At 43.5% G+C, this 14279-nt stretch carries 15 protein-coding genes, 2 tRNA genes and 1 pseudogene; 11 read left to right on the top strand and 7 right to left on the bottom strand.

Annotation, left to right across the window (positions count from 1 at the left end; all coding sequences use genetic code 11):
* Positions 1–53: 53 nt before the first annotated feature.
* Positions 54–395, top strand: coding sequence for a DUF4156 domain-containing protein (locus PXH59_RS18845; RefSeq protein WP_047766678.1), 342 nt, complete (start codon positions 54–56; stop codon positions 393–395).
* 134 nt (positions 396–529) lie between these two features.
* Here PXH59_RS18845 and epmB read toward each other — a convergent pair whose 3' ends face one another.
* Positions 530–1564, bottom strand: coding sequence for an EF-P beta-lysylation protein EpmB (gene epmB, locus PXH59_RS18840; protein ID WP_285809669.1), 1035 nt, complete (start codon positions 1562–1564; stop codon positions 530–532).
* A gap of 40 nt (positions 1565–1604) precedes the next feature.
* On the opposite strand from epmB, the gene efp reads away from it, so the two are divergent.
* Positions 1605–2171 (top strand): elongation factor P, encoded by a 567-nt coding sequence (gene efp, locus PXH59_RS18835; RefSeq protein WP_047766680.1) that lies wholly within the window; start codon positions 1605–1607, stop codon positions 2169–2171.
* 203 nt (positions 2172–2374) lie between these two features.
* Complete coding sequence (gene sugE / locus PXH59_RS18830; RefSeq protein WP_047766681.1) at positions 2375–2689, top strand: quaternary ammonium compound efflux SMR transporter SugE; 315 nt, start codon at positions 2375–2377, stop codon at positions 2687–2689.
* 39 nt (positions 2690–2728) lie between these two features.
* Here sugE and PXH59_RS18825 read toward each other — a convergent pair whose 3' ends face one another.
* Positions 2729–2941, bottom strand: coding sequence for a helix-turn-helix domain-containing protein (locus PXH59_RS18825; RefSeq protein ID WP_047766682.1), 213 nt, complete (start codon positions 2939–2941; stop codon positions 2729–2731).
* A 218-nt stretch (positions 2942–3159) separates the two neighbouring features.
* Here PXH59_RS18825 and PXH59_RS18820 point away from each other — a divergent pair, with 218 nt between their 5' ends.
* Positions 3160–3330 carry a helix-turn-helix domain-containing protein gene (locus PXH59_RS18820; RefSeq protein WP_047766683.1) on the top strand — a complete coding sequence of 57 codons (171 nt, stop codon included), beginning with the start codon at positions 3160–3162 and terminating at the stop codon, positions 3328–3330.
* A 277-nt stretch (positions 3331–3607) separates the two neighbouring features.
* Positions 3608–4396 carry a sulfite exporter TauE/SafE family protein gene (locus PXH59_RS18815; RefSeq protein ID WP_285811827.1) on the top strand — a complete coding sequence of 263 codons (789 nt, stop codon included), beginning with the start codon at positions 3608–3610 and terminating at the stop codon, positions 4394–4396.
* A 65-nt stretch (positions 4397–4461) separates the two neighbouring features.
* Here PXH59_RS18815 and uriH read toward each other — a convergent pair whose 3' ends face one another.
* Positions 4462–5412, bottom strand: coding sequence for a uridine-preferring nucleoside hydrolase UriH (uriH, locus tag PXH59_RS18810; RefSeq protein WP_285809663.1), 951 nt, complete (start codon positions 5410–5412; stop codon positions 4462–4464).
* Positions 5413–5845: 433 nt separating this feature from the next.
* On the opposite strand from uriH, the gene PXH59_RS18805 reads away from it, so the two are divergent.
* From PXH59_RS18805 to phoA, 4 genes and pseudogenes are all read left to right on the top strand, one after another.
* Entirely contained in the window at positions 5846–7147 is a 1302-nt protein-coding gene (locus tag PXH59_RS18805; protein ID WP_285809661.1) for an NAD(P)/FAD-dependent oxidoreductase, read from the top strand.
* Between the two features lie 47 nt (positions 7148–7194).
* Positions 7195–7575 carry a cupin domain-containing protein gene (locus PXH59_RS18800; protein ID WP_285809660.1) on the top strand — a complete coding sequence of 127 codons (381 nt, stop codon included), beginning with the start codon at positions 7195–7197 and terminating at the stop codon, positions 7573–7575.
* 14 nt (positions 7576–7589) lie between these two features.
* Positions 7590–9085: pseudogene (locus PXH59_RS18795) on the top strand (aldehyde dehydrogenase family protein).
* 280 nt (positions 9086–9365) lie between these two features.
* On the top strand, positions 9366–10766 hold the full coding sequence (gene phoA, locus PXH59_RS18790) for an alkaline phosphatase (RefSeq protein ID WP_369813294.1): 1401 nt from the start codon (positions 9366–9368) through the stop codon (positions 10764–10766).
* 158 nt (positions 10767–10924) lie between these two features.
* On the opposite strand, the gene PXH59_RS18785 is transcribed toward phoA, so the two are convergent.
* The 3 genes from PXH59_RS18785 to rsmC form a co-directional block, all read right to left on the bottom strand.
* Positions 10925–11012, bottom strand: a tRNA-Leu gene (locus tag PXH59_RS18785).
* Between the two features lie 46 nt (positions 11013–11058).
* Positions 11059–11145, bottom strand: a tRNA-Leu gene (locus tag PXH59_RS18780).
* Between the two features lie 230 nt (positions 11146–11375).
* The gene (rsmC, locus tag PXH59_RS18775; protein WP_285809658.1) at positions 11376–12389 is read right to left on the bottom strand and encodes a 16S rRNA (guanine(1207)-N(2))-methyltransferase RsmC; all 1014 of its coding nucleotides are present in this window, start codon (positions 12387–12389) and stop codon (positions 11376–11378) included.
* Between the two features lie 127 nt (positions 12390–12516).
* Between rsmC and PXH59_RS18770 the strand changes: the two genes are divergently transcribed.
* Complete coding sequence (locus PXH59_RS18770; RefSeq protein ID WP_047766689.1) at positions 12517–12927, top strand: DNA polymerase III subunit psi; 411 nt, start codon at positions 12517–12519, stop codon at positions 12925–12927.
* Positions 12896–13345, top strand: coding sequence for a ribosomal protein S18-alanine N-acetyltransferase (gene rimI / locus PXH59_RS18765; RefSeq protein WP_285809656.1), 450 nt, complete (start codon positions 12896–12898; stop codon positions 13343–13345). The genes PXH59_RS18770 and rimI overlap by 32 nt, the downstream gene beginning before the upstream one ends.
* Before the next feature lie 96 nt (positions 13346–13441).
* Here rimI and PXH59_RS18760 read toward each other — a convergent pair whose 3' ends face one another.
* Positions 13442–14062, bottom strand: coding sequence for a LysE family translocator (locus PXH59_RS18760; RefSeq protein ID WP_285809654.1), 621 nt, complete (start codon positions 14060–14062; stop codon positions 13442–13444).
* Positions 14063–14279 lie beyond the last annotated feature (217 nt).

The raw sequence follows: 14279 nt of genomic DNA, 5'->3' as shown, positions 1-14279 counted from the left end.
GCAGGGAAAACTTGCTCGCCTTTTTATTGTTCCTATAACTAATGAGGGAAGTTATGCGAATTAAAATTTTGTTTGGTGCGTCAGTATTACTGTTGGCTGGGTGCACAACAACTCATCAATTAACCTCCGCTGGCGCTAATGTGCGTTTTGCGGACACTCAACCAGGTAGTGAATGCCAGCGGTTAGGTGAAGTTACTGGCACGCAAAGCAACTGGCTCAATGGCGTTAGCAATGAGAGCAGTTCTATGCGTAGCGCAGCCAATGACTTACGTAATAAAGTGGCTGAAATGGGCGGCAATGTTATTTATGGGATAAATAGTCCATCAGAGGGATTGCTGGCTAGTTTTGTCCCCCTTGATAGCAAAATGGTTGGTCAGGTCTATAAGTGCCCTTAGGTATTAATAGATGGGGTTAGTGGGAAAGTGGTTTGGGCAATGCCCAGAAAGAATTTCAGTTTCTGTGCGCTGCCCATTTAGAAGAGCTTAATAATGAAGGAATTAACCGGATCAGTGATCGATTGGCATAGGAACTATCTCTCGTTTTGTGCTAGCCCTAAATCCAGCGGGGTTTTGCTTGGCTCGCCACCAATTTCCCTGGTCAGGCCCGGAACCAGATAACCGGATACTTTAGTCAATAATTCTCGCATAATAGCTTTTGCCTCTTCATCGTCCACGAGAAAATGTGCGGCACCCTGAACTTTATCCAGAACGTGAATGTAGTAAGGTAATATGCCTGCGTCAAAGAGTGCATGACTTAAGTCAGCCAAAGTATCTGCATTATTATTGACATCACGTAACATCACACTTTGATTCAGTAGTGTCACTCCAGCTTGTTTTAGCCGCATCATACTTGTGCGGAACGCATCATCAATTTCATTTGCATGATTGATATGGGTCACCATGATCACCTGCAAGCGAGTTTGTGCTAAACGGTTACACAGTGAAAGCGTGATTCGATCAGGGATCACAACTGGCAAACGCGTATGGATACGTAACCGCTTAATGTGTGGAACAGATTCAAGACGGCTGATTAACCAGTCAAGTTCATGATCCTTAGCCATTAATGGATCACCACCAGAGAAGATAATTTCGTCGAGTTCAGGGTGTTGTTCAATATAATCCAGAGCAAGCAGCCAATTGTTTTTATTGCCTTTATTATCCCCATAAGGGAAATGGCGACGAAAACAATAGCGACAATTAACTGCGCAGCCCCCTTTGACCAGTAGCAGGGCTCGATTGTGATATTTATGCAATAAACCTGGAACAACACTGCGTTGTTCATCTAACGGATCAGCAGTGAAACCAGGGGATATCGCAAATTCTTCCCGTGAGGTCAGGACTTGTAATAGAAGAGGATCACGGGGATCGCCCTTTTTCATTCGTGTTACAAATGCTCTTGGCACACGCAGAGGAAATAAGCGTTTTGCTTCATTGCCTTCTTGCAGCTTCGTATGTGTGTTTAAGGATAATAGTTGCAACAACTCATTGGGATCAGTAATAACATCCGCGAGTTGTTGTAGCCAGACTTCTCTGACGGGGTGAATATGGGTTATAATGTGTGCCATTTTTTGGCTAAGCCATTTTGTTAAAAATTAGAGGATCTCCATGGCTACTTATAGTACCAATGAATTCCGTTCAGGTCTTAAAATCATGTTAGATGGCGAGCCGTGCGCTATTCTTGACAGTGAATTTGTTAAACCAGGTAAAGGGCAGGCATTTGCCCGCGTTCGTATTCGTAAACTGATTTCAGGTAAACTGCTGGAAAAAACTTTTAAATCAACAGATTCTGCTGAAAGTGCGGATGTCATGGATGTCAACCTGACTTATTTATACAACGACGGTGAATTTTGGCATTTCATGAACAACGAAACTTTCGAGCAGCTGGCGGCGGATGAGAAAGCCGTTGGTGACAATGCAAAATGGCTGATCGATCAGGCAGAATGTATTCTGACTCTGTGGGATGGCCGTCCTATCGCTGTAAATCCACCAAACTTTGTTGAACTGGAAATCGTTGATACGGATCCAGGTCTGAAAGGTGATACTGCGGGTACTGGCGGTAAACCTGCAACCTTGAGCACCGGCGCTGTCGTTAAAGTCCCTCTGTTTGTACAGATTGGCGAAGTGATCAAAGTTGACACCCGTTCTGGCGAATACGTTTCTCGCGTGAAATAATCGCGTTTGCTATTCTAAAAAAACCGCAGCCTCTTCGTCCAGAGGTTGCGGTTTTTTTTTGTTATAACTCCTTGGTTATTATCATTGCAGCTATCAGATCGGGTAGCTATAATCCAGTTTCATTTCTTAGCGTTATCCTGGACGACCTGGATAAACGTCATCTCATCGGGGACGGCCCCTTGTCATCATATAAAGGGAAAGATATGTCTTGGTTGATCCTTCTTATTGCGGGTTTGTTGGAAGTCGTGTGGGCGGTAGGCCTAAAATATACCCACGGTTTTTCACGCTGGGTGCCGAGTTTAATGACGATCAGCGCGATGGTGGTCAGCATGGGGTTACTCGCCTATGCCATGAAAAATCTACCGGCAGGAACTGCCTATGCCGTGTGGACAGGTATTGGTGCGGTAGGTACGGCGATTTTCGGCATCATGGTGCTGGGAGAGTCTGCAAATTTCACGCGGATATTAAGCCTTGGCCTGATTGTGATTGGCATTATTGGCTTAAAGTTGGCGAGCTGATTACTTATAAATAAACCCAGCGTAGTGCTGGGCTCATGATTATTTCTTTTCATAACGCGAAGGCCATATTTCTTCTGGCGTGCGTCCCAGCGCTGCGGCAATAAGACGCTCACCTTTTGGCCAGTGTCGTTGCAATGCATTGGCAAGAGTTGATGACGCCAGCCCTGCTGTTCGGGATACTTCTGACAGTGTTGTCCCGCGTTTTTTCAATTCGGCGATGATATCAGCAGAATGCCAGTCTTTTTTTTCCATCCTTAAACTCTCCAGTTATCAATAATCTTTTTGATTAAAAAGTAAGTGAGTATTCAGTAGACTATAAGTCACGCATCATAGCATAACTTCAGCTGAAACGTGACTCATAGTCCGTGGTCGGATAAGTAACATGAATCGATACTTATCGGATGAAAAAATCGAACAACATCAGATCCCTTTTTGGTCAAAGAATTAGGTATCTCAGGAGAGAAGCTGGAATGTCACAAGAGGCTTTTGCCGATAAGTGTGGACTGGATCGCACTTATGTCAGTGGCATTGAGCGTGGTGTCAGAAATCCTACCTTGGAAATTATTTATGTGATAGCAAATGGATTACAGATTGAACTCAGTGAATTGTTCGATTTCGGAACAATACACCCTCCCCGTTAAAACCAATGATCAAGATAAAATACAGATCGTTAGAAATATAAATTTCACCAACTCATCTCCTCTATTTCCATCTTCTTTACTTTAAATGGCAAAGTTGCAGCCAATAAAGCTGCGACTTGAAAAAATCATGTTTCCTTGTCGTTTGGCCTGAGTACCAAACTGAGAGATATACTCTATTTTTGAATATGGTATTTATTTTTGTCATATTAGGAAGTAAGGCTTGCTGAAATTTGGTAAGAAAATGCTCTTTGATTAGATATCCGCTGGGAACAAAATGATGTTAGTGATCCCTGAACTTGCGATTGGGGCGATTGTAGGTTTGATTATCAGTACTACCGGTGTTGGTGGTGGGGTGATAGTTTTGCCGATCCTGACCTATTTTTTTGGATTAGATGCATTAGCGTCTGTCGCTACGGCTAATTTTTTTTCCATGTTGATGAAAATATCATCTTCTTATATGCACTTTCGCATGGGAAATATTCCCTTACGCCAATCTTTGATTATTCTGCTGATCATGATACCCGGTACGGTATTGGCCAGTTATGGCGTCACAATGCTGAGTCATTTAAGCCATAATCGGGTACAACTTGAATGGGAAATTAATTTACTGGTTTTGTTGGCTATCTTGTTTTCCCTTTATCTTTTTTACCGCCGAATACGTCAGCCACAGTTACACAGGAACCAAACGCAACCACAATTACAATCTGGGGTGATTAAGCCTTTCTTGCTGCCTGGTACGGGAGCTGGATTGGTGCTTGGGGCGACAGGAGTGGGTGGTGGCATAGTGGTATTGCCACTGTTGTTACGCTATGGGCAAATGCCGATTAAACAAGCGGTTGGTGTTTCTCTTTTTATCACAATGATGTTATCGGGTTCATCTGCTTTTGCTTATGCCTATGGAGGGCATACGGATTGGAAACTGGCGTTGGCATTGTTTGTTGGCTCTTTGCTGGCTATCCCTTTTGCCAGTTATTTGATAAAGCATTTGTCTGACAGAGCACTACAATATGCCACACTATTCCTGATCTTATGTAGTGCTGTGTTGATGGGTATCCGGTTAGTTTGATAGAAATTCTTGTGACTATTGAGGCAGAGAGATAATCTCAATAGTCAAAGAATAAATTAATAATATCAGTAAGTTGTTTCACCAATATTTTTCAGGGCATCAATCACTAATTGCCAGAATTTGGCGTGATCTAATTTGACAGCAACTTGTGTATGGCAATCTTCAGGTGGTGGAAAACGGAAATCGGCAACTGTCATTCCTGTGGTTAAGTTTCCCATCAGTTCGATATTAACGGGGACTTTTTGGGTCGTCATAACATCAGGATCGATCACATAGGCTACAGCACAGGGATCATGCACAGGAGGATAGCCAAATCCCTGATGCTCACGGTATCTGTCACCATAAAATTTCAGTGCATCCAAAACGAATTGAGCGGAACGTGTCTTAATCCGGGCGATTGCCTCGATAATTTCAGGTGTTGCTTGCGCTTGATGAGTGAGATCTAAACCGACCATCGTCAGCGGCCATTTTTCATTAAAAACAATGTGTGCGGCTTCTGGATCGATCACGATATTGAATTCTGCAACTGCGCTTCTGTTTCCTTTATGATAGCCCCCTCCCATTAATACCACTTCTTTTACACGCTCAACAATTTGTGGTGCTTTGCGTACAGCCATAGCGATATTCGTCAAACCCGCAGTGGGCACCAAAGTGACACTCTTGGGTGGGTTTTCCATAATCACATCAATAATGAGATCAACTGCGTGGCGCGCATCCAGTTTCATATTAGGTTCAGGAAGAATAGGGCCATCCAGACCCGTTTCACCATGAATGTCTGGCGCGGTATTGATCTCCCGAACCAGTGGACGGTGGCAACCTGCTGCGAAAGGAATGTTATGAATATTAGCGATGCGTGCAACGCAAAGCGCATTGCGGGTGACTTTATTCAGGGTTTGATTACCAACAACTGTCGTGACAGCCAACAATTCAATATTGGGGTTGCCGTGGGCAAGCAGGAGAGCAATGGCATCATCATGCCCGGGATCGCAGTCAAGGATCATTTTCTTGGGTAGCATATTTATTCCTTTACAGTGGTTATGACCTTCATTTCTCAAGTTGCTGTTTTGTCGGCTGCAACTCGAAACCTATTAAGTACATATGTAAATATTTACGTTCAGAATAATTTACTAACAGAAAAAATTCCTTCCAACTTCATCACAAAATGAAAACGAAAAAGATGCAATATGTTAACAATAGCTTTAATAATTGTGATTTAATTAACATGAAAACAACAAAGGGTTTGAGCATTTCAGGTACATATGATTCATATATATACCAGACATGAAATACATGGATGTTTATTTTTATTAATTTATTAATATTTTGTTATTTATTGTTTTGTTAATACACCTGAACAACTAATGTTCAAAAAATGTAATAAGCACCCCTGATAAAAGGAGTAGCAAGGTTACACCATCAGGGGATAAACAGATGCTCATGGGGTATAACATGAATAATAAACTTGATTCATTAACATATTATACGGTGACGAAAAAATATGATCTTCGTTTTCCAATGCTGACAGAAGATCTGGATGTTGATGTCGTTATCATTGGCGGCGGTTTTTCCGGTATCAATACCGCATTAGAGCTGGCAGAAAAAGGCATCACCAATATTGCTATTTTGGAAGGCCGGACGTTGGGATATGGCGGTACAGGCCGTAATGGTGGACAAGTGATGACGGGTATTGGTCATGATATGGATAAGATCAAACGCCATGTGGGTAAAAAAGGCCTGGAAACTATATTTAAAATCAGTAGCTTGGGGGCTGAAATTATTCGTGATCGAATTGCCAAATATGATATTCAGGCTGATTTCTGTCAAGGTTATGCCTATCTTGGCTGGAATTCTCGACATGATAAAACCCTGCATAGTTGGTTACAGGAATTTCGTTCGGCTTCCCCTGAGAAAGAAATTGAGCTTTATACGGGGGCAGATGTTAAAAAAGTCATTGGCTCAGACCGTTATACCAGTGCACTAAAACATATGGGGGGTGGGCATGTGCACTCACTCAATTTGTTGCTGGGAGAAGCCAAAGCTGTCACCGAGCATGGTGTCAAAATTTTCGAAAACAGTCAGGTTGTGAGCGTAGAGTATGGTCCCAGGGTCACAGTACGTACAGTAACAGGATCGGTTCGTGCCAATAAGATGCTGTGGGCATGTAATGCCTTTTTGGATGGACTCGAACCGACTATTTATAGAAAAACAATCAATACTTATGCTTTTCAATTGATGACAGAAGAATTGTCGGACGATTTGATTGAAAGGATCAGCCCAATTCGTGGGGCATACAGTGATATTAGTCCGGTCATTGATTACTACCGTGTTACCAAAGAAAATCGCCTGTTATATGGCAGCGCGACACACTTTCTTGAATATATCCCTTCCGATTTAAAAGCATGGAATCGCAATTTCATGCTCAAGACCTTCCCTTATTTGAAAGATGTGGAGATAGAGCTGGCATGGGGCGGGCCATTATGTTGCAGCGCTAATCTGTTTCCGCAAATGGGTTCTCTGCCTAATCATAAAAATGTGTTCTATGTTCAAGGCTATTCGGGATTTGGGGTAACGCCAAGCCACATTATCTGCAAAATTCTGGCTGAGGGAATGAGCGAAGGCTCGGAGCGTTATTCGCTACTGAGTTCGATTCCCCACCCCGATATTATCGGGAAAGATAAACTGAGAAATGTATTGCTCTCTGTCGGTAAAACCTGGCACCAGGCTTCAGGTTACTGGAAAGGGCGCCGTTAGTTTTTCTTTTTCCATTTTTGGAACGGTCACAGTTAAAGGTAAAAGTTATGATAAAGCCATTATTATTAGATAAAGCGCTGCCTGAATTAATGCCCATTGGCAGTGTCACCAATCTTGGTTCTGTTGTGGTGGAAGGTGATCCGCAGGCAAGTGTAGCCATGATCCACGGGGAACCATCAGATAATCTGACTTGTGGTATTTTTGCCTGTACCAAGGGTAAATTTAAAATGATCTATCCCTTTGATGAAATGGCAACAGTGCATGAAGGTTCAGTGAAGCTGACTGATGTCAAAACAGGGGGGATGGTTGAATATCATAAAGGCGATTCGTGGTTTGCGGTAAAAGGGAGTGAAGTATTGTGGGAAATCACCAGCGAACGTTTCGTCAAACATTATATGGCTTGTATAAACGGGCAATTGCCTGACTAAACGGGGAAAAAGTGATGAGTGAAGTTAAGTTGCTGGAGTCCGTTACAACCTTTTTGCAGCGCTCTCATGGTCACTATATTAATGGAGCCTCTGTTCTTGGTCAGGAAAATGACGCTTTCTCTGTTGTTAACCCGGCTGATGGTGAAGTGATAGCGACGGTCAATCAAGGAGGCGAGCACGAAGTTAATCAGGCAATGCAGGCGGCATCAGAGGCGTTTCACGGTGTATGGGCACAGACTTCCCCTATGGAACGGGGGAATTGCCTGAATCGGCTGGCTGATCTATTACAAAAAAAATAGTGAGGAGTTAGCACAACTGGAAAGTTTATGCTCCGGCAAACCGATTCAATTATCCCGTATGTTGGATGTGGGAGCATCAGCCGATTATTTACGCTATTTTGCCGGATGGTCGACCAAAATCACGGGGGAAACACTGAATGTTTCATTGCCATCGCTTAAAGGAGAAAAATATTCCGCGTTCACGCGCCGTGAGCCTGTTGGCGTCGTAGTTGGCATTATTCCGTGGAATTTCTCCATCATGATTGCGATCTGGAAATTGGGGGCGGCACTGGCGTGTGGTTGTACGATTGTCCTTAAACCCAGTGAATATACTCCTTTAACCATGCTACGAGTGGTTGAACTGGCAAAAGAAGCGGGAATTCCAGATGGTGTGATCAATATCGTCAATGGTTCAGGTGCTCGCGTGGGTATTTCTCTCATTAATCATCCTCAATGTGCCAAAGTCACTTTTACAGGCTCTGTTCCAACAGGAATAAGCGTGGGAAAATTGGCCCTGGAGCAGGGACTGAAACGCACAACACTGGAGCTTGGCGGCAAAAATGCGGCGGCTTTTCTGTCTGATATGACAGTTGAAAAGATCGTTGATGGCATATTGGAAGCGGGCTATGTGTATCAAGGGCAGATTTGTGCGGCTGCGGAACGTTTTTATATTCCATCCGTTCATATAGATGCTGTTTTGGTATTACTGTCTGAACGCTTATCGGCGATGAAAATTGGCTCTCCCCTTGATGAATCAACGGAAATGGGACCTTTGGCAAACAAGGAACATTACGAAAAAAATTCTGTCTATGTTTGAAACAGCACGTCAGGAGGGCAATGAAATCGTCTACGGCGGCTATGCTTTGGAGGGGGCGGGATTTTTTGTCGCACCAACAGTGATTAAAGCCAAGAGTGTTGAAGACACATTAATGAACGAAGAGACGTTCGGGCCGATCGGCACTTTCCTCAGTTATGAGAATGAAGAAGAACTGATTACCATGATGAATGCGACGCCATTCGGGTTGTCTGCCAGCCTCTGGACGAATGATATGAGCAAGGCGATGCGTATGCTCCCCTGCATTAAAGCGGGCATGCTATGGATTAATATGCATACGTTTCTGGATCCTGCGGTTCCATTTGGTGGGATTAAATCTTCAGGGGTGGGTCGTGAGTTTGGCAGTGCGTTCATTGAGCATTATACGGAGCTGAAATCAGTCATGATGCGTTATTGATGAGTGTGCCAGTATTAATAATGGAATAGTGAATGATTCTCGTGAGCGCTGACAGGCCATTGGTTATCGAAGTGCTCATATTTTCTTTTTTGCCTTGCTGAAAAAAACGCCGTCATCAAAATGTAATTAAATTATCACAAAAATGCTGCAATATCTTCAGTTAACTGTCATATGACATATCTATTATCCGAGCGAATCAACATGATGTTTTTTATCCTATTCATTTAATTGCAAGGAAAATCCTATGTCGCGTAATGATGAGAAAAGCCTGTTTGTTGTGATGATTGCTGTGTTGATATCAGGAATGACAGTGCCTGTATGGGCTGTCGGCGAGGCAAATCACATTTTGGCGCAACAGCGTGCGGTACAAGGCAATATTACCCAGTTTGGTGGTGCCCGCCGTCTCACCCAAGATCAAACTGAGGCGCTTAAGGCGGCATTGAGCAACAACAGAGCCAAAAATGTGATCCTGTTTATTGGTGATGGCATGGGGGACTCTGAAATTACCCTTGCCCGTGATTATGCAGAAGGTGCTGGTGGATTCTTTAAAGGAATAGATGCCTTGCCGTTCACTGGGCAATATACACACTATTCGTTGGATAAAAAGACGCAGAAACCCAACTATGTGACAGATTCAGCGGCCTCTGCCACGGCTTGGGCAACCGGCGTAAAAACCTATAATGGGGCGCTGGGGATCGATGTTTTTGGCAATCCTCATCAATCTCTTTTAGCGTTGGCCAAAAAGAACGGCAAAGCAACGGGAAATATCACCACAGCCGAAATTCAGGATGCAACACCCGCGGCGTTATACGCCCATATTACGAATCGTAAGTGCTACGCCCCAGAAGAAACCTCGAAGTATTGTGGCACAGAGGCTTTAGAAAATGGGGGTAAAGGCTCTATTAGCGAACAATTACTGGCAGCACGTGCTGATGTAACCTTGGGCGGTGGCGCAAAATCGTTTACTCAACAATCGCTATCCGGCGTTAATAAAGGAAAGACATTGCAACAACAAGCATTGGAGCAGGGATACCAATGGGTCACGGATGCGAAGTCATTGGCGGCTGTCAAAAGTGCTAATCAACAAAAACCTTTGTTAGGCTTATTCAATGATGGAAATTTGGATGTCGCCTGGGAAGGGCCAAAAGCAGTTTATCACGGTAATATCAATGAAAAGCCGGTGAAATGCGCAGTGAATGCGAAATTAGATCCTAACGCACCTACATTAGAGCAACTGACGGAAAAAGCGATTGATTTACTGAAAAAGAATAAAAATGGTTTTTTCCTGCAAGTTGAAAGTGCTTCGATTGATAAACAGGATCATAACGCGAACCCTTGTGCCCAAATTGGTGAAACAGTCGCTTTGGATAAAGCCATACAAGTTGGCCTTAAGTTTGCCAAAGAACAGGGTGATACGCTGGTGATTGTGACGGCTGATCATGCGCATGCGAGCCAGATCATTGAGCCTGATGTTAAATCACCTGGCTTGACGCGATCGCTGATTACGAAAGATGGCGCCGTCATAACGGTAAATTATGGTAATTCGGAAGGGGATAAGCAGGAACACACCGGTACACAGCTACGGGTCGCGGCTTATGGCCCACATGCTGCCAATGTGGTAGGTTTGACTGATCAGACTGATCTGTTCTTTACCATACGTGATGCAATGAACCTAAAATAACATGGTGACAAATGAGGAAGATCCGTCAGTTATCTCGTCAGGAAATCTCTGATGTCTGGAATATTGACCGTACAGAATTGATTGAAAATTTATATGTCCTGAATTAAAAAACCAGGAAGAATTAAGGAATCAATGAGAAGAGAAGAAAAATGTAACAGTGGTGCGAAGGGGGGGGACTTGAACCCCCACGTCCGTAAGGACACTAACACCTGAAGCTAGCGCGTCTACCAATTCCGCCACCCTCGCAGGTACTGCCATTTATCTGGTTTGTTTAATCGATAGTTATCTGATTTGGTGCGAAGGGGGGGACTTGAACCCCCACGTCCGTAAGAACACTAACACCTGAAGCTAGCGCGTCTACCAATTCCGCCACCCTCGCATATTCAGACACTATCACTTAAACGACTATCACTTAAGCGAATAGCATGGAGGCGCATTCTAGAGATTTTATAGCTGGCGTCAATCATTATTTAGGGAGAAAACGTGTGATTGGTGTAAAAATCAGCATGTTGATATGGTTGGCAAGGGCAGAAATGAGATGCCGGACAATAGAAATTGCCTGCCCGTTAAATTGAGGCAGGCAATACAGGATTGCGTTTGCTACCCAAATTATTTCTTAGTTGCTTGATATACTTTGAATTTACCTGTTTGCGCAATAACTTCATGGCTGCCAAAGACATTATCCAGCAGATTAGGATAAGGCAAGAAAGCGTTTGCAACGATCCGCAATTTACCGCCGGATTTCAGATAATTGGGTGCCATACGGATCATATCTTCAGCTGCCGTCAGGTTGGTTTTCAGGCCATCATGGAAGGGGGGATTAGAAATAATCCAGTCGAATTTTTCTTCAATGGCAGAATACACATTACTTGTGATCACACTGCCTTTCAGTTTATTAGCTTGCAGTGTCGCCTTACTGGATATGATGGCAGCGGCATTGACATCGCTCAGTGTCAGGGACAAATCCGGGTTCTTTTTACCCAACACGGCTGCCAATACCCCAGCACCACAAGCCATATCCAACAGACTGCCAGAAATAGGGGCATCGAAAGTAGAAAGCAGCAGACGACTGCCGATATCCAAATCATCCTGGCTAAATACGCCGGGCAGCGTATTGACGGCGACATCTTCCACTTGATAGCTGTTCCACCAATTATTTTGGTCGAATTGCACCTGGTTTTTCAATTGGCCGTAAAACAGGCTGCAACGGCGTGCTGTATCGATTTTTTGGAAAGTAGTGATGCTTTCCATTAGCTTATCAACACTGCGCACACCACTACGGTTCTCCCCTACAATAAAGATATCAGTATCGGGGGACAGGATGGAAAACAGATTGCGGAGTTGAAAACGCGCTTCCTGTTTGCTTTTTGGCCAGTAATAAATCAACGTATCACATTCTCTGATAAATTCGCTGTCTGCTACAAGGCCAAACCAGGCATTATCACCAAGCTGGCGGATCAGGGATTGCCAGTGGTGATATTGGTTAGTATGCACACGCACACTTGCCGCTTCGATTTCCGTTGCCAGGTTATCCTGAAGATCACCGGCAAAAAGCAGATGATGGGAGCGAAATTGCTCATGATGGCGCAGGATAACTTCGCTGGCCGGGGTTAATACTGACATCTATGTATAGCTCCTTATAAACTTTATCTGAATATCAGTGGGCGGTACTGACAGGCCGATTGGCGCAGAGTTAAACCCTCTGATAATATATTACCTGTTATTTTTATGGCAGATGGAATAAAACACGATGACAAAGCGTGACAGATTACTCTCCCGGTTGGGGATCACCCAATGGGTTTTGCGTAGCCCAATGGCTTTGCAAGGTGAATTATCTGTCCTCATCCCTGATTCAACCCGTCTATTGATCATCAGTCATGATCACATTGACTTAAGTCATTCATTGTTTGCTGATATTTTCACAGCCATGGGGATCGATGCCTCATCGGTATATTGCATCATGACCAAAGATGTTGAGCTACTTTCGGAATCAATCCACTGCCCAAGCTGGCTGTTGGGGGTTGATATTACCTTACCAGTACAAGGGATTTCTTTGAGAAGCCCAGCATTAAATGACTTATCTCTTGATGGGAATGCAAAACGTGCTCTTTGGCAACAAATTTACCATTATGAAGAATATTTCTCTATTAACTCCCGTTGATCTTCTCGCAGCATTTCAAATAGAACAGGTCAGCCATGCGTTTCCGTGGAGTGAAAAAACCTTTTACTCAAATCAGGGAGAACGTTATCTCAACTATAAGATAACGCAGAATGACCAGATTATCGGTTTTGCGATAACACAGTATGTCATGGATGAAGCAACACTATTTAATATCGCTATTCATCCTGAATATCAATCACGGGGCTATGGCAGGGCATTGCTGGCGTATCTTATCAACATATTGCCTGAAAAACAGATCAATACCTTGTGGCTTGAAGTCCGCCGCTCTAACCAAGCCGCCATTCGTTTATACGAAGATATGGGCTTTAATGAAGTTTCCATCCGCAAGAATTATTACCCGACTGCGGCAGGTAAGGAAGATGCCATTATTATGGCGTTGCCGTTGTTTGGTGAGTAAGAAGTTGGAAGGTGAAAAGTTTTTATGAAAATTCTGGATCTGACATGCACAAAGACCCAATGGATAATCAGTTATGGAAAAAGAGGAAAAAATCGATTATTTTTCAGGCGATGCTGGCAGTGCCAGCAGTGAACAATCTTTGTACATCGTCACATCTTCCGGCTCCAGTTGTCGGCAGAACCGTTCGGTTAATTTAGGTGTGTCCAAAACGGTTCTAATCGTTATTCCCCAAACAGCCCATGCTGAAATTGATGCATAACAGATAATAAAGAAAATCACACAAAAAAGTAGTAGGGCGTTAATCTCTGCATCGTAACCACTAAAAACGGATATGCCAGCTAAAGACACAATCCATGCTTTCGGGTTGAGCCATTGGCACATCATTCCTTGTATAAGGGATGGAGCACGGGTCTCTAACTCACTATCATCACCGATCATTGGGTCTTGCATAGCAACTTTATACGCCAAGTATAACAAGAAACTGCCTCCTATATAGGTAAGTATTTCGGTTAGATATGGCACCTTATTGATAACTTGAACTAATCCAAAGCCGAGTAAAAATAGAATCGATACAAAACCAACTGTAGCACCGGTTATATGTGGGATAGTTCGAATATATCCGCAATTGGCTCCGGTAACTGTTGCTATTATGTTTACAGGTCCTGGCGATATAGAAGTTACAAGGGCAAAAATTGCCATTGCAAATAATTGAGTCATAAGCTTTCATCTCCTAAAAATCAGTGACTTCTCCAGAGCCATTAATAAAGCGATGCTCTTGCAAATCAACAATGCGGTACCGTTTAGCCTTGATTTTTCCCTCTTTGCAATAACCCGCTTTGCTTTCCCAAAATCCTTGCTCGAACTCATCAGTAATTTACATTAACGATATTCCTGCCTGGATGTTAAATATTGTATAAAATTGTTGTTTATAGAA

It is taken from the genome of Xenorhabdus bakwenae (assembly GCF_030272115.1).
GTDB lineage: Bacteria > Pseudomonadota > Gammaproteobacteria > Enterobacterales > Enterobacteriaceae > Xenorhabdus > Xenorhabdus bakwenae.
This window is presented reverse-complemented; position numbering and strand designations above follow the sequence as displayed.